The organism is Pseudomonas laurentiana (genome assembly GCF_014648275.1).
GTDB classification, from domain to species: domain Bacteria; phylum Pseudomonadota; class Gammaproteobacteria; order Pseudomonadales; family Pseudomonadaceae; genus Aquipseudomonas; species Aquipseudomonas laurentiana.
In genome coordinates this window covers 18,776-42,884 of record NZ_BMQU01000018.1, presented here as the reverse complement: position 1 = coordinate 42,884, position 24,109 = coordinate 18,776, and the positions used below count along the sequence as shown (strand labels likewise).

21 protein-coding genes and 1 riboswitch are annotated in these 24,109 nt (G+C 61.0%); of the genes, 13 read left to right on the top strand and 8 right to left on the bottom strand.

Annotation, left to right across the window (positions count from 1 at the left end):
• Nucleotides 1–16 precede the first annotated feature (16 nt).
• Together IE038_RS18115 and IE038_RS18110 are read left to right on the top strand one after the other, a co-directional pair.
• Complete coding sequence (locus IE038_RS18115; protein ID WP_163936380.1) at nucleotides 17–430, top strand: DoxX family protein; 414 nt, start codon at nucleotides 17–19, stop codon at nucleotides 428–430.
• A gap of 10 nt (nucleotides 431–440) precedes the next feature.
• A complete protein-coding gene (locus IE038_RS18110; protein ID WP_163936365.1) occupies nucleotides 441–845 on the top strand; it encodes a DUF488 domain-containing protein in 405 nt (134 codons plus the stop codon).
• An 18-nt stretch (nucleotides 846–863) separates the two neighbouring features.
• Here IE038_RS18110 and IE038_RS18105 read toward each other — a convergent pair whose 3' ends face one another.
• Nucleotides 864–1,760 (bottom strand): DMT family transporter, encoded by an 897-nt coding sequence (locus IE038_RS18105; protein WP_163936377.1) that lies wholly within the window; start codon nucleotides 1,758–1,760, stop codon nucleotides 864–866.
• A 122-nt stretch (nucleotides 1,761–1,882) separates the two neighbouring features.
• On the opposite strand from IE038_RS18105, the gene IE038_RS18100 reads away from it, so the two are divergent.
• The 3 genes from IE038_RS18100 to IE038_RS18090 all read left to right on the top strand — a co-directional run bounded on the left by IE038_RS18100 (nucleotide 1,883) and on the right by IE038_RS18090 (nucleotide 6,064).
• Nucleotides 1,883–3,214 carry an aminotransferase-like domain-containing protein gene (locus tag IE038_RS18100; RefSeq protein WP_189396049.1) on the top strand — a complete coding sequence of 444 codons (1,332 nt, stop codon included), beginning with the start codon at nucleotides 1,883–1,885 and terminating at the stop codon, nucleotides 3,212–3,214.
• A 161-nt stretch (nucleotides 3,215–3,375) separates the two neighbouring features.
• Nucleotides 3,376–4,515, top strand: a complete 1,140-nt coding sequence (locus IE038_RS18095; RefSeq protein ID WP_163936361.1) for a GGDEF domain-containing protein — start codon at nucleotides 3,376–3,378, stop codon at nucleotides 4,513–4,515.
• Between the two features lie 223 nt (nucleotides 4,516–4,738).
• Nucleotides 4,739–6,064 (top strand): DUF2169 family type VI secretion system accessory protein, encoded by a 1,326-nt coding sequence (locus IE038_RS18090; RefSeq protein WP_189396048.1) that lies wholly within the window; start codon nucleotides 4,739–4,741, stop codon nucleotides 6,062–6,064.
• A gap of 22 nt (nucleotides 6,065–6,086) precedes the next feature.
• On the opposite strand, the gene IE038_RS18085 is transcribed toward IE038_RS18090, so the two are convergent.
• From IE038_RS18085 to IE038_RS18075, 3 genes are read right to left on the bottom strand one after another with little or no spacing between them, the layout of a single operon-like run.
• A complete protein-coding gene (locus IE038_RS18085) occupies nucleotides 6,087–7,400 on the bottom strand; it encodes an NAD(P)/FAD-dependent oxidoreductase (protein ID WP_163936359.1) in 1,314 nt (437 codons plus the stop codon).
• Nucleotides 7,397–8,485, bottom strand: coding sequence for a polyamine ABC transporter substrate-binding protein (locus IE038_RS18080; protein WP_163936356.1), 1,089 nt, complete (start codon nucleotides 8,483–8,485; stop codon nucleotides 7,397–7,399). The genes IE038_RS18085 and IE038_RS18080 overlap by 4 nt, the downstream gene beginning before the upstream one ends.
• A gap of 48 nt (nucleotides 8,486–8,533) precedes the next feature.
• A complete protein-coding gene (locus tag IE038_RS18075; protein WP_189396047.1) occupies nucleotides 8,534–9,892 on the bottom strand; it encodes a glutamine synthetase family protein in 1,359 nt (452 codons plus the stop codon).
• A gap of 213 nt (nucleotides 9,893–10,105) precedes the next feature.
• Between IE038_RS18075 and IE038_RS18070 the strand changes: the two genes are divergently transcribed.
• On the top strand, nucleotides 10,106–11,356 hold the full coding sequence (locus IE038_RS18070; protein ID WP_167524055.1) for an MgtC/SapB family protein: 1,251 nt from the start codon (nucleotides 10,106–10,108) through the stop codon (nucleotides 11,354–11,356).
• Here IE038_RS18070 and IE038_RS18065 read toward each other — a convergent pair.
• The gene (locus tag IE038_RS18065) at nucleotides 11,318–12,862 is read right to left on the bottom strand and encodes a sensor domain-containing diguanylate cyclase (RefSeq protein ID WP_163936352.1); all 1,545 of its coding nucleotides are present in this window, start codon (nucleotides 12,860–12,862) and stop codon (nucleotides 11,318–11,320) included. The genes IE038_RS18070 and IE038_RS18065 overlap by 39 nt on opposite strands.
• 224 nt (nucleotides 12,863–13,086) lie before the next feature.
• Here IE038_RS18065 and IE038_RS18060 point away from each other — a divergent pair, with 224 nt between their 5' ends.
• Together IE038_RS18060 and IE038_RS18055 are read left to right on the top strand one after the other, a co-directional pair.
• A complete protein-coding gene (locus IE038_RS18060; protein ID WP_163936349.1) occupies nucleotides 13,087–13,443 on the top strand; it encodes a hypothetical protein in 357 nt (118 codons plus the stop codon).
• A gap of 3 nt (nucleotides 13,444–13,446) precedes the next feature.
• On the top strand, nucleotides 13,447–13,629 hold the full coding sequence (locus IE038_RS18055; protein WP_163936346.1) for a DUF1289 domain-containing protein: 183 nt from the start codon (nucleotides 13,447–13,449) through the stop codon (nucleotides 13,627–13,629).
• A 137-nt stretch (nucleotides 13,630–13,766) separates the two neighbouring features.
• On the opposite strand, the gene IE038_RS18050 is transcribed toward IE038_RS18055, so the two are convergent.
• The 3 genes from IE038_RS18050 to IE038_RS18040 all read right to left on the bottom strand — a co-directional run bounded on the left by IE038_RS18050 (nucleotide 13,767) and on the right by IE038_RS18040 (nucleotide 17,025).
• Entirely contained in the window at nucleotides 13,767–14,597 is an 831-nt protein-coding gene (locus IE038_RS18050) for a CAP domain-containing protein (RefSeq protein WP_407682241.1), read from the bottom strand.
• A gap of 89 nt (nucleotides 14,598–14,686) precedes the next feature.
• Nucleotides 14,687–15,547, bottom strand: a complete 861-nt coding sequence (locus tag IE038_RS18045) for a CAP domain-containing protein (protein WP_189396045.1) — start codon at nucleotides 15,545–15,547, stop codon at nucleotides 14,687–14,689.
• 224 nt (nucleotides 15,548–15,771) lie between these two features.
• The gene (locus IE038_RS18040) at nucleotides 15,772–17,025 is read right to left on the bottom strand and encodes a 2-aminoadipate transaminase (RefSeq protein ID WP_189396044.1); all 1,254 of its coding nucleotides are present in this window, start codon (nucleotides 17,023–17,025) and stop codon (nucleotides 15,772–15,774) included.
• 387 nt (nucleotides 17,026–17,412) lie between these two features.
• On the opposite strand from IE038_RS18040, the gene IE038_RS18035 reads away from it, so the two are divergent.
• The 5 genes from IE038_RS18035 to IE038_RS18015 all read left to right on the top strand — a co-directional run bounded on the left by IE038_RS18035 (nucleotide 17,413) and on the right by IE038_RS18015 (nucleotide 24,087).
• Nucleotides 17,413–18,813, top strand: coding sequence for an amino acid permease (locus IE038_RS18035; protein ID WP_163936343.1), 1,401 nt, complete (start codon nucleotides 17,413–17,415; stop codon nucleotides 18,811–18,813).
• Between the two features lie 30 nt (nucleotides 18,814–18,843).
• Nucleotides 18,844–19,043: riboswitch (cobalamin riboswitch) on the top strand.
• Between the two features lie 109 nt (nucleotides 19,044–19,152).
• Nucleotides 19,153–21,294, top strand: a complete 2,142-nt coding sequence (locus tag IE038_RS18030; protein ID WP_189396043.1) for a TonB-dependent receptor — start codon at nucleotides 19,153–19,155, stop codon at nucleotides 21,292–21,294.
• A 20-nt stretch (nucleotides 21,295–21,314) separates the two neighbouring features.
• Nucleotides 21,315–22,100, top strand: a complete 786-nt coding sequence (locus IE038_RS18025; RefSeq protein ID WP_163936341.1) for an ABC transporter ATP-binding protein — start codon at nucleotides 21,315–21,317, stop codon at nucleotides 22,098–22,100.
• Nucleotides 22,097–23,068: an ABC transporter substrate-binding protein gene (locus tag IE038_RS18020; protein ID WP_163936338.1), complete on the top strand. Its 972-nt coding sequence runs from the start codon at nucleotides 22,097–22,099 to the stop codon at nucleotides 23,066–23,068. Before IE038_RS18025 ends, IE038_RS18020 begins: the two co-directional genes overlap by 4 nt.
• A complete protein-coding gene (locus tag IE038_RS18015; RefSeq protein WP_167524053.1) occupies nucleotides 23,068–24,087 on the top strand; it encodes a FecCD family ABC transporter permease in 1,020 nt (339 codons plus the stop codon). Before IE038_RS18020 ends, IE038_RS18015 begins: the two co-directional genes overlap by 1 nt.
• Nucleotides 24,088–24,109 lie beyond the last annotated feature (22 nt).

Below are 24,109 nucleotides of genomic sequence, written 5' to 3'. Positions count from 1 at the left end.
GCAAAGGGTCAAGACCATGCGTTACACCCTGTTTGAGCATCAGAAAGACTTGATCATCCTCATCGCACGCCTTTTGCTGATGACCCTGTTTGTCATGTCTGGCTGGAGCAAACTGACAAACTTCGCAGGTACTGCAGGCTATCTCGCCTCCCTTGGTGCACCGATGCCGAGCCTGGCGGCCGGGATTGCAATACTGATGGAGTTCTTCGTCGGCATTGCCCTTGTCGTCGGTTTTTTTACCCGGCCACTGGCGGCATTGATGGCGCTGTTTGTGCTGGGGACAGCACTCATTGGCCATCACTTCTGGAGCATGCCTGAGCCCGACAAGGCCGCTAACATGATCCAGTTCTACAAGAACATCAGCATCATGGGAGGCTTGTTGCTGCTCAGCGTGACAGGCGCTGGCAAATACTCGGTCGATCGACGATAGCCTGCTCACCATGATTCAGTGCAAGCGCGCCTACACCCCCGCAACCAGGGAAGACGGGTATCGCGTCCTGGTTGACCGGCTGTGGCCACGAAATTGTCGGAAAGACCAGCTTTCGCTGAACGCATGGTTGCAAGACGTGGCACCCTCTACTCACTTACGCAAGGCATTCAAGTCCGGTGAACTGGATTTTACCCAGTTCACCGCAGCGTATCGGCAAGAGCTGGCCGCACATCCGGAGTACTGGCAAACGCTCTTGCCCTATGCCGAAAAGGGTACGCTTACCCTGGTGTTCGCAGCCAAGGATCCGCAGGCAAACAATGCCGTGGTCCTCGCCCATTGGCTGGAGGAAGCGCTTGATCGATACGCCAGTGCGAGTTCACCGACCTGCTACCTGAGTGACTTCCCGGATTACTGAGGGTGCGCAAACGAGCGGCTACTTCGCGCACTTTCTCGCGCCAACAACGCACAGGATTACTGCAACGGTTACCCCAAGCATGCCCATGCTGACCTGCTCATGCAGCACGGTGGCTGCCAGTGCCAACCCGAAGAAAGGCTGGAGAAGCTGAAGCTGGCCAACGGCGGCAATCCCCCCTTGGGCAAGCCCGCGATACCAGAACACGAAACCGATCAGCATGCTGAAGAGCGAGACGTAAGCCAGGCCCAGCCATGCCGGCGTGCTGACCTGTGAAAACGACAGCGGCATCAACAGCCAGGCCAGCGGCACCATGACCGGCAACGACAGCACCAATGCCCAGGAGATCACCTGCCAACCACCCAGGGTTCTGGATAGCTTCGCCCCTTCGGCATAACCCAGACCACAGGCCAGGATTGCCAGCAGCATCAGGATGTCGCCTTGAGGGGATGCGGTCAGCCCCTGCCTGATGGCGAACCCCACCACCAGCAGGCTGCCCAAGACCGAAAAACACCAGAACGCCGGCCGCGGGCGCTCACCACCGCGCATGACCGCAAACACAGCAGTCGCCAGCGGTAGCATGCCGAGAAAGACAATCGAATGTGCCGACGTCACGTACTGAAGTGCCAGGGCTGTCAGTAACGGAAACCCGGCAACAACGCCCAGCGCCACGACGAGCAAGGGCAGAAGCTGGTGCCGGGCAGGACGTCGCTCTTTGAAGAGCAAGAGCACACACAGGGCAAGCACACCGGCAATACTTGCCCGGGCTACCGTCAGGAACACCGGGTCGAACGCCAGAACCGCCACCCGGGTCGCGGGCAACGAGCCACTGAAGATCAACACGCCGATAAAGCCATTGATCCAGCCTCGGGTGGTGTTTTCCATCGCCGAGTCGCTCAACTTCGATGCACGTTCCATTTCGGTCACACTCAACGGATTGTCTTGAGGGTTTGGCGCCCCCTTCACACTTAAGGTTGCGTGAAGCCATCGTATGGCCGACGATTGATACAATCAAAAAATTGTCATGGATACATCTCGACATGCCCCGCTCTCGCTACAAGTCACTGGTCGATACGTTTGCAGCCGATATCCGCTCAGGGCGTTTGCAACCGGGTACACGCCTGCCGACACACCGCCAACTTGCCGCCTCGCAAGGCCTGGCCTTGGTCACGGCAAGCCGGGTCTATGCGGAGCTCGAAGCCATGGGACTGGTCAGCGGGGAAACAGGGCGCGGTACCTTCGTGAGGGAAACCTCGCTTCCCCCTGGCCTGGGCATCGACCAGCACGCCGTTGCTACGGGTATGATCGATCTCAACTTCAACTACCCTTCCTTGCCGGGGCAAGCAGAGTTGTTGCGCAATGCGCTGCGTCAACTGGCGCTGTCTGGCGACCTTGAGTCGCTGCTGCGCTACCAGCCTCATGGCGGGCGCCCGCATGAACGTGCAGCGGTAGCACGCCACCTGCTGAGCCGTGGACTGACCGTGCATGCCGAACAGGTGCTGATCGTCAACGGTGCTCAACAAGGCCTGGCGGTGGCCATGATGGCGCTGTTGAAACCCGGAGACGTGGTCGCCGCTGACGCACTGACCTACCCAGGCTTCAAGGTGTTGGCGGAAACACTGCACCTTGAACTCGTGCCGATTCCCACCACAAGCAATGGACCCGATCTCGATGCCCTGGAAAGGCTGTGCCGGGATAGACCGGTACGTGCCATCTATTCAATGCCGACACTGCATAATCCGTTAGGCTGGGTGATGAGTGCAGATCAACGTGACCAGCTCGTGTCGATCGCACGCAAGCATGCACTGCATATCATTGAGGATGCCGCGTACGCCTTTCTGGCAAAAGAAGCCCCGCCGCCGTTGGCTGAACTGGCACCCGAACGGACGGTGTATGTGTCAGGCTTATCCAAAAGTGTGGCCACCGGGTTGCGGGTCGGATTTATCGCCGCCCCCGCTCAATGGATACCGGCGCTGGAGCGCACGATCAGGGCAACCACCTGGAACACACCCGGGGTAATGACGGCGATTGCCAGCACCTGGCTCGACGACGGGACCGTCAACGCACTGGAAACGCAAAAGCGCGCCGACGCACAGGCAAGGCAAGCCATGGCTCGCAAACTGCTGGCGGGGCTTGGATACATTGGTCATCCGTGCGCCTACTTTCTTTGGCTACCCTTGTCGGAAGATGCACGGGCAGACCAGATCGCCATGGCCTTGATGCGCGAGCACATCCTGGTATCCACCGCCGAACCTTTTTCAACCTCAGTTCATGTACCACATGCCATTCGATTGGCACTAGGCTCTGTGGACATGGACACCCTTGGCGAAGCGCTGATGAAGGTGAAATGGGTGATAGAGGCTTATACCTGACGCCAGGCTGGCATTTTGCAACTGGTCCCGGGATTGCATAGTTACTTCTCTGGGTTATCCTTCATAATCGTAAGGTTTTTAGTACTCGCGCGCCTGGGTGGATGGCCGTCAACCCTCCCCCGACTGCGCTGACGGAGCAGTGTCATGATTGGGCGGCGCGAATGAATCCTTTTGCACTACAGCATGACCAAAATGTGCTCATTGCCGAGCAAGTACGCACCGACCGCTTGCATTTACTCTTTCGTCAGTCTGTAACGGCGGTAGTCGGCAGCTTCATTGCCGCCTGTCTGCTCTGCTGGCTGTGCTGGGAGCGTGCGGATCAATCCGTCATCTTGTTATGGATATCGCTGCTGGGTGGTGCGACGCTGCTGCGCATCGGCTTGTTCCTGGCCTACTTTCGCAGCCATGAACGCGAACGCATTCCTAACCGCTGGGAAGGCAAATACTGGATCACCCTGGTGCTCTCTGCCGGCCTCTGGGGGCTCGGCGCACTGGCCGTAATGCCCAGCGATGACCTCCTGGCACAGGCGATCGTACTGCTGTTTACCGTCGGCATGGCCGGCAGCGCGGTGTCCTGTTACTCGGCGTATCGATCCATGACCTTGTCGGCCATGGCCCTGGTCTTGCTGCCATGCACGCTCTGGCTACTGTTTCAGCCATCGGCGATGCAGGTCGGCATGGCCATCGCCGCCCTGCTGTTCTCGGCATCCATCGTGCGGGCAACACGCGAACTCTCCGAGGCGCTGGAGAAAGCCTTTCGCTTAACCCATGAAATGGAACATGCACACAGCATTGCCAGCTACGCCGCGCAGACCGACGAACTGACCGGCCTGAAAAATCGCCGAGCATTTTTCGAGCACGCCCAACAACTCTACAGCTACTGCAAGCGCAATCAGCGCCCCCTCTGCGCCCTGGTGCTGGACATCGACCACTTCAAGCGCATCAACGACACGTACGGCCATCAGGCCGGTGATGAGGTACTGCGCCAGATAGGGGCAGTGATCCGAGCGTCTTTCCGTGAGTCGGACGTCTACGGCAGGCTGGGGGGTGAAGAGTTCGCCGTGCTGCTGGCGGACACCTCGATGGAGGCGGCCCTGCGCATTGCTGAACAGCTTGGCCAGTCGATTGCCGAAATGCCGTTGGTGCTCGGCAACACACAGCCCCAGCGCATGACCGCCAGCCTGGGTGTGGCGTCGGCCAGTGCCGAGGATATGGACCTGCACGATCTGCTCAACAGTGCCGACAAAGCCATGTACCGCGCCAAGGCCCTCGGTCGCAATCAGGTGGTTGCGGCCGAGTAAACGCCCCTGAGTGCGGCACCTGATCAAGTCGCCCGTCGATTTAAGCAGAAAGAGACAATTCCCTCTTCTCTATAGGAAATTTCCTATATCAACAATTTAGCCGCGCCACGCACGCTTCCGTTCAGAGGCATACGCTAAGCATCTATCGAAGCCCTGCTTCACATCAGCACACACCCTGCACCACCACACGGCAAGGATGTCGATATCAACTGATGAGATTGAAATGGAATTTCGTAACCTGACCCCGTTCCATGCCCTGTGCTTCAGCGCACTTGACCTGCATGACGTGGAACACTCGATCATAGCCATGAAAGTCGCCTATCGGTTGAGGCCGATGACCCAGGCACCCGGCACATTCAATGCTGAAGTGATGGATAGCGACCCGATTTCGCTGACCTATGCCGATGACTATTACGGCGAGGAAGGCCAGAGCAGTGTCCGGGCCGAGAGTGACCTTGTACCCTTCAAACCCCGCTGCGATGTGCTGGTGATGGGGCATGCCCATGCCCCGTTCGGGCAGCCGACAGCCTGTTGGGAAGCCGGCGTGCGGCTGAGCATCCCGGCTCGCCCTGTGGTTCATGCACCGCTGCCTCCCGGCGAGTGCCTGACAGAACAGCAACTGAGGGACGGGCAAGCGGCGCGTGAGCATGCCGCGCGGCAACATCGCGATGCCCCTACCCGGCAGGTATTGCTCGAAAAACACCTGCGTTTCACCGGGCCGCGACACTTCAGGCGCGGCCTGCTGGGCTGGCAACTGAGCGAGCCGGAACCGGCCTTGCGCGTACCCCTGCGCTGGGAACACGCCTTCGGTGGCAGCAGTGTCGTGAAGAACCCGGAACACGCGCACGATCAAACCGCCCCGGCGTATCTACTCAACGAAGTCTGTTTCAGCAACCCGCTGGGTTGTGGCTGGATCGAGAAACGCCATGAACAGCTGGCCTGGCAGCTCGATACCTCATTGCACCAGCTACCGGCCCCGCAGATTGAGCACCTGAGCGACCCCATAGAGCGCCTGAGCATAGGGGATCACCCAAGCGCTACGTTGGACGCACGCCAGATCGCGCAGGTAGCGGCAACCTACCGCTACACACCAGCCGGCTTCGGTATTGTTGGCCGCGCCTGGGCGCCACGCCTGGTGCTGGCTGGCACCTATGACGAGACCTGGATGCGAGAGCGCTGGCCCAGCCCTCCGAAGGACTTCGATTTTGGTTACTGGAATGCTGCCCCGGCAGATCAACAGATCCCGTTTGCGCCGCCAGACCTGCAGATTGAGCTGTTCAACCTGATAGCACCTGCGCTCAGCCGGAACGGTCGCGCGTGCATCGAGCTGCCTGGCCATCGCCCCTTTGTGCTGCTGCGCCTTCGCAGCGGCGCGCTCCTGCCGCTGCCCCTGCTCACCGACACCCTGTGTATCGACACCGATGCGCTGACCGTGTCGCTCACTCACCGCATCAGCCTGCCGCTCACCGACACGATTCGGGTCGCTGAAGTGCGCTTCGAGGTCAATCCCAAAGCGCCACTGATCAAGCCCACGACAGAGGTGATCTGAAATGGCCGACAACGTAAAGGGCCTACCCCAGCAACTCCCGCATTCGATACCACAGCATCCCCAGCGCCAGCAGCGGTGAGCGCAAGGCCGGACCGCCAGGGAAGGTCATGTGCGGCACTTTGCTGAAGATGTCCAGGCCATGGCTGTGCCCGACGTGAATCGCTTCTGCCAGCAGTTTCGCGGTCCAGTGGGTGACATTCAGGCCATGGCCTGAGTAGCCCTGGGCATAGAATACGTTCGGGTGCTGTTGCAAACGCCCGACCTGGGGAAAACGGTTGGCCGTGATGCCGATCTTGCCGCCCCACTGGAAGTCGATGCGCACGTCGGCCAGGTGCGGGAACACCTTGAGCATTTTCGGTCGCATGTAGCTGGCGATATCCGCTGGGTCGCGCCCGGAGTAGTGACAGGCGCCGCCGAACAGTAGGCGCCGGTCAGCGGTCAGGCGGTAATAGTCCAGGCCGACTTTCTGATCACACAGGGCCAGGTTTTGCGGGATCAGCTCATTGGCCACGGCGGGCGCCAGCGGTTCGGTGGTGATGATGTAGCTGCCGGCTGGCAGAACTTTGCCACTCAGGCGCGGCTCCAGGTCGTCCAGGTGAGCGTTGCACGCCAGCACCAGGCTGCCCGCCTTGACCATGCCCGTGGCGCAACGCACCTGTACCGTGTCGCCGTGGATCAGCTCCAGGACCGGGCTTTGCTCGTAGATACGTACGCCCAGCGATTCGGCCAACCGTGCTTCAGCCAACACCAGGTCCAGGGGATGAAGGTGGCCCGACCCCATGTCCAGAAAGCCACCGGCATAGGCATCGGACGCCACGACCTGACGCATGTGCTCTGGCTTGATCAGTCGGGTTTCATGCCAGTACCCCAAGGCGGCGAGACCTTCCTGCTCCGCCGTAAAGGCGGCGAACTGCGCAGGCGTATTGGCCAGCTCGCAGAACCCCCAGCGCAGGTCGCAATCAATCGCGTGTTGACGGATCCGGTTGCCGACCACTTCGACTGATTCGATACCCGCACGCTGCAGATAGCTCACGCCCTCCTGGCCGACATAGCGGGCAAAGCCTGAAACATCGTGACCGATACCGCGAATCAATTGGCCGCCGTTGCGCCCACTGGCGCCCCACCCGACTCGGTGGCCTTCGAGCAGGACCACCGATAGCCCACGTTGGGCCAGCTCAATCGCGGTGTTGACTCCGGTGAAGCCGCCGCCAATCACACAAACATCGGCCACGACATCCGATGCCAGGGTGGGATAGACCGCCATGTGTTTCGCCGTTGCGTAGTAGTACGAACGGACATGTTCCGACGACATTGCCATGGTGCGTACTCGACTCATTGGTTGGACTTCACTTTGCTCCAGGCGCGGGTCATCAAGCGCATGATCGCCGGTGGCGGGGTTAATGAGATGTACAGCTTGTCCAGCACGGCTTGCGGTGGGTAGACCTCCGGGTTGCTGGCAAGCTCGGCATCCATGTACACCTTGGACGCCGGGGTCGGGTTGGCGTAACCCACGGTGCTGCTGACGCTGGCAATCACCTGCGGCTCAAGCAGGTAGTTGATGAAGGCATGGGCTTGCGTGGTGTTTTTCGCATCGGCAGGAATCGCCAGCAGGTCAAACCACAGGTTGCTGCCTTCCTTGGGAATTGCGTAGGCAATGTGAACGCCATTGTTGGCGTCCTTGGCACGGTTGGCGGCCTGGAACACATCCCCCGAGTAACCCATCGCCACACAGATATCGCCGTTGGCCAGGTCTGTCACGTACTTGGATGAGTGAAAATAGGTGATGTAAGGCCGCAAGGTCATCAGCTTGGCTTCGGCCTTCTTGAAGTCTTCAGGGTTGGTACTGTTCGGGTCCATGCCCATGTAGTTGAGTACCGCCGGGAACAGTTCATCGGCCGAGTCCATCATCGACACTCCGCACTGGCTGAGCTTTTTCAGGTTCTCGGGCTCGAACAACACGGCCCAGGAGTCGATGTGGTCGACGCCCAGCACCTGCTTGACCTTGTCGACGTTATAGCCGATGCCGTTGGTGCCCCACAGGTAGGGCACCGAGTGCGCGTTACCACGGTCGTTCTTTTCCAACAGTTTGAGCAGTGCCGGATCAAGGTTCTTCCAGTTGGGCAACTCGGCGCGGTCCAGTTTCAGGAACGCACCGGCATTGATCTGGCGTGCCAGGAAGTGGTTGGACGGGACCACGACGTCATACCCGGTCCGCCCAGCCAACAGTTTGCCCTCCAGGGTTTCATTGGAGTCGAATACGTCGTAGATCACCTTGATACCGGTTTTTTCCTGAAAGTCCGCGAGCGTGGTTTCACCGATGTAGTCGGTCCAGTTGTAGACGCTGACACTCGGCTGAGCCTGGGCAAACGCACTGAACAGCAAGGCAAGACCAGCAGGAACGACGGTTTTCATAAGACGCATATCGACACCTTTTGTATTGTTTTATCGATGGGTATGACGTGGCCGAAATCAGACGCTGAGCAACAGGAATTCACGCTCCCATGAGCTGATGACCCGCTTGAAGTTCTCATGCTCGGCACGTTTCACCGCGACATAACCGCGCACGAACTTGCTACCCAGGTAGCGCTCGATGGTCGGGCAGTCCTCCATGTGTGCCAGCGCGTCCTCGATGGTGATCGGCAGGCGCAGGTTGCGGCGCTCGTAGGCCCGGCCCTGAACGGCGGCGCTCGGGGTGATCTGCTCGACCATGCCCAGATAGCCACAGAGCAAGCTGGCGGCAATGGCCAGGTACGGGTTGGCATCGGCCCCCGGCAGGCGGTTCTCCACACGCATGGCTTCGGGGCTGGAGGTCGGCACACGCAGGCCCACTGTGCGGTTCTCTTCGCCCCACTCCACATTCACTGGCGCCGAGGTGTCCGGCAGGAAGCGGCGGAACGAGTTGACGTTGGGCGCGAACATTGGCAGCACTTTCGGGATGTACTTCTGCAAGCCGCCAATGTGATGGAGGAACAGTTCGCTCATCTTCCCGTCGGCATCGACGAAGATCGGTTTTCCGCTGGCGATGTCCACCACGCTCTGGTGCAGGTGCATCGCACTGCCTGGCTCATCCCCTACCGGCTTGGCCATGAACGTGGCGGTGACGTTGTGCTTGAGCGCAGCCTCGCGCATCGTGCGCTTGAACACGGTGATCTGGTCGGCCAGGTCCAGCGCATCGCCATGACGGAAGTTGATTTCCATCTGTGCCGGGCCGTCTTCATGGATCAGTGTGTCGAGGTCCAGGCCTTGGGCTTCGCACCAGTCATAGACGTCTTCAAACAGCGGGTCGAATTCGTTTGCAGCATCGATTGAAAACGACTGCCGACCACTCTCGGCACGGCCCGAACGCCCCAGTGGCGCTTGCAGCGGCAGATCGGGGTCGTCACAACGCTGGGTCAGGTAGAACTCCATCTCGGGCGCGACAATGGGCTGCCAGCCTTTGTCGGCATACAGCTTCAAGACGTTCTTCAGGACGTTGCGCGGCGACAGCTCGATCGGATTGCCAGACTTGTCGAAGGTGTCGTGAATCACAATGGCGGTCGGCTCGATGGCCCACGGCACGGCATAGATGGCCGTTGAGTCTGGCCGGCAGATCATGTCGATATCCGCCGGGTCGAGCAGGTCGTAGTAGATATCGTCGTCGACGAAATCGCCGGTCACCGTCTGCAGCAACACACTTTCCGGCAGGCGCATGCCCCGTTCATGCAGGAACTTGTTGGTGGGCGCGATCTTGCCACGGGCAATCCCGGTCAAATCGCTGACCACGCACTCCACTTCAGTAATCTTGTGTTCTTTCAGCCAGGCGGACAGCTGATCGAAAGGGGTATTCATAAAAACCTCGTTGTTGTTTTGGGTAGCACCAGGAATGGCGCCCTCTACGCATCACGGGGTGCATGACGTCCCCTTTAACGCGTTGAGGGCTATCTTGGGCGAGCTGTCGAGGTTTGATCTATCCACTTTGAACAGCATGCAATGCACCAACACGGTGCACTCGGTTGAGACTATAGTGTGAGGGTTTCTTGCCACCTGCCTTGATGGGATCCGATGAACATCTTTGACTGGCTACCCACCGACGCCATCCACCTTTTCTTTGTACTGTTCCTGTCTTTTCTCATCGGGCTGGAGCGTGAAGAACATAAGACCAACAATGAACCGTATGCCTTTGGCGGCGTGCGTACCTATCCGTTGATAGGGCTCATCGGCTATTCCATTGCGGTGCTGAACAGCGGTGAAGTGCTACCGCAGGCGCTGGGTTTTGCCGTGGTGGCGGCCTTCCTGTTGCTGGCCTACTGGCACCGGCTTTCCTCTACAGGGGCGCCCGGCATCACCTCGGAAATGTCCGGGCTGGCCACCTACCTGGTGGGCGCCCTGATCTATCACGAGATGTTCTGGCTGGCTACCGCACTGACCGTCTCCAGCATCATCCTGCTGGAACTGAAGACACAGCTGGAAAACCTGGCAAAGCGCATTCAAGCCACGGACATTCTGACCTTCGCAAAATTCCTTCTGTTATCTGCGGTGATCTTGCCGCTGTTGCCGAACACCCCGCTCACCCCGTTCAAGATCAACCCCTTCACCAGTTGGCTTGTCGTGGTTGCGGTGAGCGCCCTGTCGTACGGCAGCTATGTGCTGCAGCGGGTAACCAAAAACCAGAGCAGCGTGCTGATGTCGGCACTCGTGGGCGGCGCCTATTCGTCGACCGTGACGACGGTGGTACTCGCCAGGCGCTCGCAACAGGAAGAACAGACGCACCTCTATTCTGGCGCCATCCTGATTGCGTCTGGCGCGATGTACTTGCGCCTGGCGGTCCTCCTGGCCCTGTTCAACCGCGATCTTATGAGCCGCCTGGCACTTCCCTTCATTGTCCTGGGCGGTCTGGCGATACTCGTCGGTTGGCTATGGTCACGAAGAGGATATGCCGGGGCGGCGACGATGAAGCCACTTGAACCCAAAAACCCGCTGGAGATCAGTGCCGCGCTGCTGTTTGCATTTCTGTTTGTGGGCATGCTGGTGGCGACACACCTGGCGATCGAATACTTGGGGGCCGTGGGCATCTACTCGCTGGCAACGGTGATGGGCGTCACCGATGTAGACCCGTTCATTCTCGGCATGACGCAGTCTGCCGCGAGCAGTACGCCGCTGTCGGTCGCGGCCTCTGCCATTATCGTTGCAACCTCCAGCAACAACCTGGTCAAAGGTATCTATGCCTTCACCCTGGCACCGCGCAAAACAGGCCTGGAAAGCCTGTGCTTCCTGCTAGGCCTGGCAGCCGGGGGGCTGCTGCTCCTGCTGTAGCGCCAAGTAAACAGCCACTCGATTGCGGCCTTCGGCTTTTGCCTCATACAACGCCTGGTCCGCAGCCTCAACCAGCGCAAGCGCGGCGTCCTGCGCTTGCGCGACCGGCATCACGGCAACACCGATGCTCACGGTCAGCCGACCATACGGGCTGCTGCGGTGGGCAATGTTCGAGTGGCTCAGGCGCTCAAGTACACGCTCGGCAACGGCAACTGCTCCGGCCTCCGTGGTGTTCGGCAGAATCACCGCCAACTCTTCTCCTCCGTAGCGCGCAGCCAGATCGGAGGGCCGCTTGACACACTGCTGAAGCACGCGGCTGACCACTCTCAGGCCCTCGTCCCCGGCAACATGCCCATAGGTATCGTTGAACAACTTGAAGTAATCGATATCGATCAGCAACAGAGAAAGCGGCGTGCGCTCTCGGTTAGCGCGCTTCACCTCTGTGCCAAGTACCTCCTCGAAACGCCTGCGATTAGCCAGTCCGGTCAACTGATCCATGGAAGCCAGCAGTTCCAGGCGTTCGTTGGTTTGCAACAGCGCCTCACGGGCAATCACCAGTTGGGCTTCTGCCTCGGCCCTGCGGTTGATATCGCGGATCAGGCGCAACCCTATCCCGCCGATCACAAACAACAAGGTCAACACAACACCCGCCGAGAGGCAGGCCTCCATGCGCCAGGTCGCAAGGGCTTCGTTCTTGCCCATCGCCACGGTGGTGACCAACGGCAAATGCTCATTCTTGCGGAACGCATAGAGTCGCTCGACCCCGTCAAGGCTTGAGGCAAAGGACGCCGTCCCGACAGAGCGGTCAACGAGGTACCGGGTGTAGATGGGTGACGTGGAGAAGTTGCGCCCCATGTCCTGCTCACGAAACGGGTAACGAACCAGCAGTTGGCCATCAGCATACGACAAGCCAATGGCACCCTCCTGTCCAAGGTCTAGCTTGCCGAACACATTCAGGAAGTTTTCGATACCCAGGGTCACTGCAACGACACCCGCGAACCGCCCATCACTGTGATCAAAACGTCTGCTGACCGTAATCACCCATTCGTGGGTGGAACGGCTTCGGATGGGTAGACCGATGAAAATCTCACGGGATGGATTTTCCCGGTGATGAATGAAAAACGCCCGGTCACTGCTGTTGGCGCCAACCTTGACGGGCCTGTTCGAGGACATGAGCCAATCGCCCGCCTGGTTGTAGATCGTGATGCCGCTCAGTTGGCTCAGCAGGTACTGCTGGTTACTGACCAACGCACGCAACCGCTCGATCTGCTGCGGCCCGCTCCCATCGATCTCCAGGCGCTCCACCAAGCCAAGCAGCAACATTGAACTCTGGTTGATGATGCCTTCAGCGTAGGTATCCAGTGCTTGAGTCAGGTTGAGGCTATGGAAATTGACCTCATTCAACGCCCGTTCGCGAGACGACCACACCTTCCAGACCGTCAGCAACGCCAAGGAAAAGCACACAACGAACAGCAGCAATACAGCCAGGCGAATATCACGTTTCACGTATGCACCAAACGGAAAGTCCACTTCCAAGTTGAAATGCTCTGCGCGAGAGCAACCGGCCTACACTCCTCGGCCCACCCAAAGCATACGCATCCTGTGCTCGTGGCATCAGGACATCGCTTATGATGCATGCAGAGATGACGGCCAAACGGAACAAGTCACCCATTGGTGCAAAAATCGTTTCACCAACGAGGCCGTTCTACGACACACACAAGGATCACCCCATGTTGCTCAACAAACGCGACCAGGCGCATACCGAACGCCGCCTGGTGGCGACCCTGACTGAGGCCTGCGAGACAGCAAAAGCGGAAATCGTCGGATTCTGCTGGCTGACCCACACAGTGGATTACAGGGCGTTCCCCTCCAGCCTGAGGGTTACCTGGGTCTTCGATACCCTGACCCACAAGCAACAAGCTTTGGCCAGCGGGCAAGGCGCGCGCATGGTTGAGCTGACTGCAGCGGCGCTGGTCGAAGCCGGGATCGCCCTCAGCCCGGTGTCGACACATGTGCACTACGACACGGAAGAACAATGCCAGCGCACCCATGCGGGAAACTGGCAGCAGCGTCTGGCGCGGGGTTGAAGCATGGCCAAGGATATCGAGAACCCGTGTATCTCCGTCTGCCAACTCAGCGGTGACCTGTGCCTGAGTTGTGGTCGCAGCAAGGAGGAGATCAAGAAATGGAAGCGCATGAAGCGACCGGAAAAGATGGCCGCCGTACAGCGCGCAACCCAGCGCCTGAAAGGCCTGCAAAAGAAACGCTCTTGAGTGGCCTTCGCTTTCAAGCCAACGATGCAAGCGCCGCGCAGGCACTGACACCCACGCCGACGCCATCGCTGGCAAGCCTGCATCCCACAGAAACCCCATAAGACCGCAGCGGTTGCCGTGTTGAGCGTTTCAGGCATTCACGGCGTACCGAACATCGCCGTCCAGTAGATGCCTGCATCACTCTTGGGGTCAACCGCATAGGCTGCGCCCAGTTCGCGGAACCGCGGGTTCATCAGGTTGGCACAGTGGCCAGGGCTGGCCAGCCAGCCGTCGACCACCTTGCGTACGGTGTCTTGCCCGGCGGCAATGTTCTCGCCAATCAGTTGGCCGCTGTAACCTGCCAGTTCAGCCCGGTCACCCGGTGTACGACCCTCGCGGTCCTTGTGATCGAAGAAGTTGTGGTTGGCCATGGAGCGGGTATGGCCCTCAGCCGCTGTCGCCAGTGTCACATTCCAGGCCAACGGCGTTGTCGCGCTAAAGGGCTGAGTGCCGCACTGGCGGGCCTGACCACGTGCGCTATTGACCTGTTCAAGGAGCTTCTGGCCCTCGGCCTGCCAGTCGCCCAGTCGACCGGCCAACAGCGGTCGAGCCAGCACGATGCGCCAGGCACGGTCCTCCCGGCTGACACCGATATCGACGAACTGCGGGTCCAGCACGATCTGGCAGAAACTCTCCTGCACCGCCTTCATCGCGGCCTGCGCATCACGCGGCCCGGACAAGCTGATCGCCTGTACATTGACCATCGGGTAGGACGCTCGGGCCAGCGCCTGCTGCAGGTCGCCAACACCACTGGCGGACAACACCAGACGCGGATCGGCTGCAAGCGGTGGCAACTCCTGCGAAGCCTGCCCCGCACAGCGCTGCACCTGGCCGCGGTAGGCATTGATCGACTCGACCAGTTGCGTCTCCTCGGTTGCTGCAGCGGCAGCAACCGACACCAGCCCCGCAGACACCGCGGCAACACCCATAGCGAATGATAGGACGCGCATGTAACTCTCCCTTTTACTGATGGTGCTAATAATGCGCGAAATCCCCCCCTACGGCACAAGGGCTTTACTCAAGGTGCACCAAACAGCATCGTCCAGTAGACCCCGGCATCGCTGCGCGCGTTTGTCGCATAGGCTGCGCCAACCTGAGTAAACATCGGGTTCATCAGGTTGGCGCAGTGGCCTGGGCTGGCCAGCCAGCCCGCCAATGCCTTGTTCGCCGAGCCCTGCCCGGCGGCGATGTTCTCGCCAATCTGCCGGCCGCGGTAGCCGGCCGCCCATGCCCGATCAGCGGGCATATCGCCCTCAAGGTCGCGATGGGACAGGTAGCTGCCGCTGGCCATCGACCGGCTATGCCCTTGGGCTGCGGCGCCCAGGGCGCTGCTCCACGTGAGCGGCCGGGCGGCGGCAAAACGTTTACGACCACAGAGGCGCGGCTTTGCCCGCGCCGCGTTGACCTGTGCCAGCAAGGTCGTACCCGCCGCACGCCGATCCTCCAGGTGACCCTCGAACAAGGGGCGCGCCAGCACGACTCGCCACTCACCGTCGTCGCGACGGACGCCTATATCGGTGTACTGGTTATCAAGCAAGGCTGCGCAGTAATCACTCTGCAATTGATCAAACGCCTCTTCGGCATCGTAGGCACCCACCAATCGAATGCTCCGCACTGCAACGGCTCGATAGCCGGAGTCCTTCAACGCCTCGCGCATTTCACCGCGATAGCGAATCGGCAATGCCAGGCTCGACTTCAACGCCAGTGGCGGTAAGGCACGGCCGGCGCTTCTGTTGCAACGCTGGGGGTGGGCACGGTAGTCGTTGATCGCCTCTGCCAACTGCCGTTCTCCACCCGCCTCGGCAGGGCCAGCGAACAAAGGCAACAAGGGCATGAGGCAGAGCGAGGCAACGCGGGAACAGCGAACGGCTTGGCGCATGAGGCAGACAGCTCTGAAGAGAGGACGACAGAAAAGGCAGTAACGCAGCCAAGGCATGACACGCCAAGGCAGGGCCTAAGACTGGAGCGGCTGCACAAGGTTCATGGGGCGAAGGGCATTTTTACAAAACCGACGGGGGCACCCGCCGGATCAGGGCCTTGGGGTCGTCGCGTCGTGGTACAGCGGCCCGAGGGCCGCTGTGAGCAGTCAGGCGGGGAGTGATGTCAGGCGCGGAGTCCAGCCAGGCAACGTTCGAAAATATCCAGGCCTTCCTCGAACACGTCTGGCTCGATGGTCAGCGGCGCAAGCAGACGCACGATATGCCGGTATTTGCCACTCGGCATGATCAACAGCCCTGCCTCGCGGGTGGTTTGCAACAACGTGGCCAGCAGCTGAGGCGCTGGCGAGCCGTCCGCATTTACCAACTCGATGCCCCGCATGGCGCCCGTGCCGGTCAAGCGCCCCAAATGAGCGGACAGACCGGACGCTTTCCAGCGCTGATAACGCTCGACAATCGCCCGCTCCTGCCGCTCGCCCCAGGTAGAAAGGTTGGTGTCGCTCATTTGCTCCAGGCTGGCCAACGCCGCCGCACAGGCAATCGGGTTACCCGAATAGGTCCCCCCCAATGCGCCGCGCTGCAGCGTGTCCATCAATTGCCGACGGCCCACCACTGCGCCCAGCGGCACCCCGCCAGCAATGCTCTTGCCGAGCAGCAGCAGGTCCGGCTCGATACCCAGGCGAGCAAAGCCGAAACGTTGGCCCGTGCGGCCGAAACCAGACTGAATTTCATCGACAATCAGCAAGATCCCGCGTTCATCGCAGAACTGACGCAGGTGCTGGGCAAACGCAGGCTCCAGCGCCAGGAACCCCCCCTCGCCCTGAACCGGCTCCAGGATGAAGCAGGCCACCTCGTTGACGTCGATTTCGACACTGAACAGGCGCTCCATGGCCTTCAGCGCCTCGTCGACAGTGACGTTGTTGTCCGGGCTGGGGTACGGCAAGTGATAGACCGGCCCCGGCAACACACCAATGCCCTGTTTGTAGGGGGCAACCTTGCCATTGAGGTTCAGGGTGGCCAGGGTACGCCCATGAAAACCACCATCGAACGCCACCACCGCAGTGCGCCGGGTGACGCCACGGGCGATTTTCAGGGCATTCTCGGCCGCTTCGGCACCGCTGTTGGTGAGCATGCCACTGGCCGGGTAGCTCAGGCCGACGAACGCCACAAGCCGCTCCATCAACTGAACGTAAGGCGTGTGCGGTACAGCGTTGAATGCCGAGTGGGTCAAGCGTGTCGCTTGCGCCTGAATCGCCGCCACCACCGCCGGGTTGCAATGGCCCAGGTTGAGCACGCCGATACCGCCGACAAAGTCGATGTAACGCTTGCCATCGACATCCCAGACCTCGGCATTACGGCCGTGGTCGAGCTCGATCGGGTGAACAATTGCGATGGACTTGCTAATGGTTTGCGCAGGCATGAAAAGCGCCGCTCCCGTGTCTTGAGGGTCGTGTATGGCGGCTATCTAAGCGAGTGACGGTGGCCTGGCACAAGCGAATAAAAATTCTACTGTCATTCCTAAAATTATCGAATCCAACGTTACCCACTACAGGCAATACCGTAAGAAGGTTTCCCTTAAGACCTCGCACGACCGTCCCAGGCAAACACTGGATTCCTCCACGGAATGATGTTCTGAGTATTGCTCGTTTGTTGATGCGCCGCGGGTCGACCAATACTGATCTGGATCAATAACCAGGACTCAGATGCGGTACCGACACGGAAGGTTTCCTTACTAACGATTGTTCAGCGCCGGCTCACCCCCGTTCGGACCTGTGAGCCAAGGGACTGCTGAACCGAGGGTTGATGCATGACTTCAAACAATAACAACCGCGGGCAACGCTCGCTCAAGCATGGTCTGACCACACGCCAGGTCTCGATGATTTCCATCGCGGGCATCATCGGTGCAGGCTTGTTCATCGGCTCCTCCAACGCCATCGCCACCGCTGGCCCGGCCATCCTGATCTCCTACGCACTGACCGGTCTGCTGGTGCTGTTGGTGATGCGCATGCTCGGCGAAATGGCCGTCGCAAACCCGAACAGCGGCTCGTTCTCCACCTACGCCGGCGAGGCCATTGGCCCTTGGGCCGGCTTCACCATCGGTTGGCTGTACTGGTGGTTCTGGGTGTTGATCATCCCGGTGGAAGCCATCGCCGGTGCCGACATCCTGCATGCCTGGTACCCCGCCATCCCGTCCTGGGCCTTCACCTTCCTGATCATGATCACCCTGTCGGCCACCAACCTGATCAGCGTGCGCAATTTCGGCACCTTCGAGTACTGGTTCGCCCTGATCAAGATCATCGCCATCCTGGCCTTCATCGGCGTATGCAGCGCGGCCGTGCTGGGCTACTGGCCGCTGGCTGAAGTCTCGGGTGTCGGCCAACTGCTGAGCAATGGCGGCTTCATGCCGAATGGCTTTGGTGCGGTGCTGGGCGGTATTCTGGTGACCATCTTCTCGTTCTTCGGCGCCGAAATCGTCACCATCGCCGCCGACGAAACCGAGAACCCCAAAGAGAAGATCCGCCGCGCCACCAACCTGGTGATCTACCGCATTGCGATCTTCTACATCTTCTCGATTTTCTTCATCGTCTCGCTGGTTGCCTGGAACGACCCACGGTTGCTGCAAGTCGGCTCGTTCCAGCGCGCACTGGAAGTGCTCAACGTGCCAGGGGCGAAACTGATCGTTGACCTGGTAGTGTTCGTCGCCGTGACCAGTTGCATGAACTCGGGCCTGTACACCGCCTCGCGCATGCTGTACTCGCTGGGTGCACGCGGCGAAGCACCGACTGCAACCCGCTACATTTCGCGCAGCGGCGTGCCGACCGTGGCCGTGCTGATGTCCACCCTGGCAGGCTTCGTCGGCTGCCTGATCAACTACCTGTTGCCGGGCAAGGTCTTTGGCTTCCTGCTCTCGACCACCGGCGCCATCGCCCTGCTGGTGTACCTGGTGATCGCGGTGTCACAACTGCGCATGCGTAAACAGCTGGAGCAAAAAGGCCAGACCCCGGTATTCCGGATGTGGCTGTTCCCATGGCTGACCTGGTTCGTCATCGCCTTGATCTGCAGCGTGCTCGGCTACATGTTGTTCAGCGCCGCGTATCGCTATGAAACCCTGATGACCGCAGCCGTGGCCGGCATCGTCCTGATGATCAGCCTGGTGCGTAAATCGGCCACGGCAACACCCGCCCCTGCCGCCGCGCAACGCGGCTAAGTGATTGACTGAGCTGGCGTTCGATGTTCAGATGCGCGCCAGTTTCAGGTGTCCTGCGCCGCCGTGCGCAGGGTGAAACGGGAAGCCGGTGCGTCTTTTGACCAGTCCGGCGCTGCCCCCGCAACGGTAAGCGAGCGAGGCCTTCGACAGACCACTGTGCCATGGCATGGGAAGGTGAAGGCCTCATGACCCTCGCAAGCCCGGAGACCGGCCTGAAGCCTTGTTTGGCAACCCCGCGGTGGGCGGGCGCAGGCCGGTTGGCGGGCGCCTGCGTGCTCGTCATGCCTCTATGCGTTATTCCCCCGGGATTCATTCATTCCTGTTTCAGCCTGGAACGACATGTCCCGCACTTACCTGTTTCACACCCTTGTGTCCTCTGCTTGCCTCTCGCTTTCACTGCCGTCACTGGCCACTGACGACACCGAACACATCCTTGCCCTGCCCTCGACCGCCATCACTGGCGACCTTGATAGCGAGCGAGAAGCCATCACTCTGGCGACACCACTGCCGGCCGGTTCCCGACTGAACCTCAGTGCACTGGAGACACCCGCCAGCACCAGCAGCCTCGATGCCGAGGCCATCGACGGGCGCAACAACCGCAGTGTGCAGGAGGCGGTCAGCCGCTCACCGGGCATCACCTCCGTGGGCACCCCGGGCAACGGCAACACGGCCCTCTCTGCCCGAGGCTTCAGCGGTCACAGCTCGGTGATGACCCTGTTCGACGGCTCGCGGTTGTACACCGGTGCGGGCACCCAGAGCTTCCCGGTAGACCCGTGGATGGTCGAGCGCATCGACATCCTTCGCGGCCCGGCCTCGGTGCTGTATGGCGAGGGAGCAACCGGGGCGGTGATCAACGTGATCCCGAAGAAGCCCTTTGCCGGAGAGATTCGAAACCACCTGCGCCTGGGCTACGGCTCGTATGACCGCCAGCAATTGGGCCTGGACAGCGGCGGTTCGTTAAGCGAGCGGCTGAGCTACCGGCTTACCCTCAACCGTGAGCAAAGCAACGGCTGGATTGATCGCGGCGACTCAGAAAACCTCAGCCTGAGTGCAGCGCTGCGCTGGGATGCCAGCGATGACCTGAGCTTCACCCTCGCCCACGAACGTGGTGACAGTGAGCCGATGAACGACTTCGGCACCCCGCTGATCGACGGCCGCTACCGCGACAGCCTGCGCAAAAAGAACTACAACCTCCACGACGCGGTACAGCGCTACCACGATGAGTGGACACGACTGAACAGCGACTGGACGATCAACGAAAACCTGACCGCCAGCAACCAGCTCTACTACATCAAGAGCCGCCGACACTGGCGCAATGCCGAGGACTATAGCTGGGACAGCGGCCGCGACCAGCTGCTGCGCCAGAGCTACCTGCACATCAAGCATGACCAGGAGCAAATCGGCGACCGGCAAAGCTTCACCCTCGACCATGGGCTGTTCGGCCTGACGAGCAAGACCGTGGTCGGTGCCGAGTACAACCGGATTCGTTTCGACGTCGACAGCAACGCGCCCTACACCGACAACGGCGGCGACTACATCGACCCGTGGCAACCGGCCCCGGGTTACTTCGGCAGCCAGGACCCCACCCGCCCGCAAACCCACAGCACCACCCAGACCTTTGCCCTGTTTGCGGAAAACCGCACACAATTGTCAGAGCGCTGGTCGTTGGTCACCGGTATTCGCCGTGACCAGAACCACATCGACCGTGACAACCGGGTCGACGGCACGCACAGCGACCGCAGCCTCGACGGTGGCAACTGGCGTGCCGGGCTGGTGTACGCAGTCACCGAGCAGCTGTCGCTGTACGGCCAGTACTCCACCAGTGAAGATGGGGTTGGCGACCTGATCAGCCTCAGCCCGGCCGCGCAGCAGATGGACCTGACCGAGTCGAAGCAAACCGAGCTCGGCCTCAAGCAGCAGTTCTGGAACGGCCGTGGCGAGTGGACACTGGCGGCTTATCAGATCGTGAAGAAGAAGCTGCCGGTGGTCACCGACAGCCACACGCGACTCACCCAGCAAGTCGGCCAGCAGTCCTCCGAAGGCCTGGAGGCAACCCTTGAGCTGGCCCTCGCGCAACAGTGGCACGTCTCGGCAAACGCCTCGGTAGTGCGTGCGGCGTATGATGATTTCGACGAGGTGGTTGCCGGCACTATCGTGTCCCGCGTGGGCAACCGACCGATCAATGTGCCACGGCGCACCGCCAACCTCTGGCTCCGCAAGGCCCTGCGCAATGACCTGGATGCCGGCCTTGGCCTGCGTTACGTTGATGCGCGCTATGCCGACACGGCCAACCAGGCGACGGTACCGGGCTACACCGTGGTCGATGGGAATCTCGGCTGGCAACTGCTACCGGAGGTGCGTTTGGGCCTGCAGGTGAACAACCTGCTCGATCGCCGCTATGCCGTCACCGCCCATAGCGCTGAGCAATGGCTGATGGGGGCGCCGCGCTCGTACTTCGCCACCCTCGATTACCGCTTCTAAGGCACAAGGAACCGCCGATCATGACCGCATTGACTATCCACCAACTGCGCTGGACGCCGACAGCACTCGAGCGTCGTCAGCACTGGTTGCTGAACGGCATCGACCTGCACGTGGCCGCCGGTGAGTTCGTCGGCCTGATCGGTCCCAATGGCAGTGGCAAGACCAGCCTGTTGCGCTGTGCCTACCGCTTCAACCCACCCTTGGCCGGTCAGGTCAGCCTGGACGGCAATGACCTTTGGCAGCAACGTCCGCGCTGGAGTGCGCAACGCATCGCCGTGGTCCTGCAGGAATTTCCTCAAGCCTTCGGCCTCACCGTGGCCGATGTCGTGGCCATGGGCCGCACGCCCCACCAGGGGATGTTTGCCGGCGACAACGAGGCAGACCGCCAGTTGATCGAGCAGACCCTCGACGCCGTTGGCCTGGGGGACGTTCATCAGCATGATTTCGCCACCCTGTCCGGCGGCGAGAAGCAGCGCGTGCTGCTGGCCCGTGCATTGGTGCAGCAACCCCGCCTGCTGATACTCGACGAACCGACCAACCACCTCGACCCTCGCTACCAACTGGAACTACTGGGCCACTTGCGCCGCCTGGGTTTGAGCACCCTGGCCAGTTTCCACGACCTGAACCTGGCTGCGGCATTCTGCGACCGCCTCTACGTCATCGACAACGGCTGCCTTGTCGCCAGCGGGACACCCGCTGAAGTGCTGACTGCCGAGCGCCTGCATCAGGTGTTCGGTGTGCACGCACTGGTCGACACTCACCCACTGGCCGGCTACCCGCGCATTACCTGGATCACCGAACCATGAAACGACAACGTCCCTACCTGGCCTGGCTTGCGCTGCTGCCGGCCCTCTCGACCCATGCCAGCACCTACCCGCTTGGTGTGCAGAGTTGCAACCGCCAGGTCACGTTCGAACAGGCGCCACAGCATGTGGTCAGCCACGACATCAACCTGACCGGAATGTTGCTTGCCCTCGGCCTGCGCGAACATATGGTCGGCTACACCGGCATCAGCGGCTGGAAAACCCTTGACCCGAAACTCAGCACGGCCCTCGACGGTGTGCCAGAGCTCGCCAGCCACTACGCCAGCGAAGAGAACCTGCTGAACGCGGGCGCCGACTTTTTTTTCGCCGGCTGGGGCTATGGCATGCGGATTGGCGGCCCGGTCACCCCGGCCAGCCTGGAGCCGCTGGGGATCAAGGTCTATGAACTGAGCGAGTCCTGCTCGCGGATCATGCCGCAACGCGAGGCCAGCCTTGACGACCTGTACCGCGACCTGGCCAATCTCGGGCGGATTTTCTCGGTCGAAGCCCGCGCCGAAACGTTGATCAACACCCTGCGCCAACGTATCGCCCGGGTTCAGACGAGGCTGGCGGCAACACACGAAACACCGCGCGTATTCCTCTATGACAGCGGCGAAGACCGCCCCATGACCTCTGGACGACTCGGTATACCGCAAGCGCTGTTGACGACGGCGGGTGGCCACAACGTCATGGACGATATCGCCGCCAGTTGGACCCAGGTCAACTGGGAAAGTGTGGTCGAGCGCGACCCCGAGGTCATCCTGATCGTCGACTACGGCCCACGCACCTGGCAACAGAAGCGTGATTTCCTGCTGCAGCACCCGGCGCTACAGGGCGTGCGTGCAATCCGCGAGCAGCGCTTTATCGTGCTGCCTTATGTGGCAGTGACACCGTCCGTGGACAACGCCGAGGCCATCGAAACCATCGCCAATGCCCTGCATCCACAGCCCCTGGCGCAGGCAGGTCAGTGATGCCGATCCGTAGCGTGGCGGCGTACCGCCTGTTGGTGCTTGGATTACTGGGCGTGCTGCTGGTGTCGTGCATGACGGCGTTGGCCTTTGGCCCGGCGAGCGTGCCCGTGTCGAACGTCTGGGGAATTGTTGGCGAGCAGTTGGGGTTACGCAGTGGCGGTGACTGGACACAGGGCCAGTCGCGCATCGTCTGGTTGATTCGTGCGCCACGGGTGTTACTGGGCGCACTGGTTGGCGCGGGCCTGGCCCTGGTCGGCACCGCCCTGCAGGCCGTGACCCGCAACCCGCTGGCCGACCCGCACCTGCTTGGCGTCAGTTCCGGTGCGGCGCTGGGCGCCGTGCTGGTGGTGCTGTTCCTCGGCGATTTTGCCGGGGTGTTCAGCCTGCCCCTGGCCGCCTTCATCGGTGCCTTGGGCAGCATGACCCTGGTGCTGGCGGTGGCCAATCAACAAGGCCGGTTGAGCAGCGAACGGTTATTGCTGGCTGGGGTGGCGGTGTCGTTCGTGCTGATGGCACTGGTCAACCTGCTGCTGTACACCGGCGACCAACACGCCAGCAATTCGGTGATGTTCTGGATGCTCGGCGGGCTTGGCCTGGCGCGCTGGGAGATACTCTGGTTACCGGCCTTGTGCCTGCTACTCGGCCTGCTCGCCTTGTTGGCTCTGGCCCGTGGTTTGAACGCATTGATGAGCGGAGAACACACGGCAGTGAGCCTGGGGTTCAATGTCCAGGCCGTGCGCGTGCAGGTGTTCGTCTGCACCGCATTGCTGACCGGGGTGCTGGTAGCGTTGTCCGGGGCGATTGGCTTTGTCGGCTTGATGCTGCCCCACCTGGCCCGGCGTCTGGTGGGCGCCGAACACCGGCGACTGTTGCCGGTCAGCGCCTTGCTCGGCGGTTTGTTTCTGGTCTGGGTGGACGTCGCCGCCCGTACACTGATCGCACCGCAAGACTTGCCCATCGGCATCGCCACGGCAGCGATTGGCGGAGTGTTCTTCATCGCCCTGCTACGGCGTCGATAGGGAACCCCAGCCTTACTGGTGG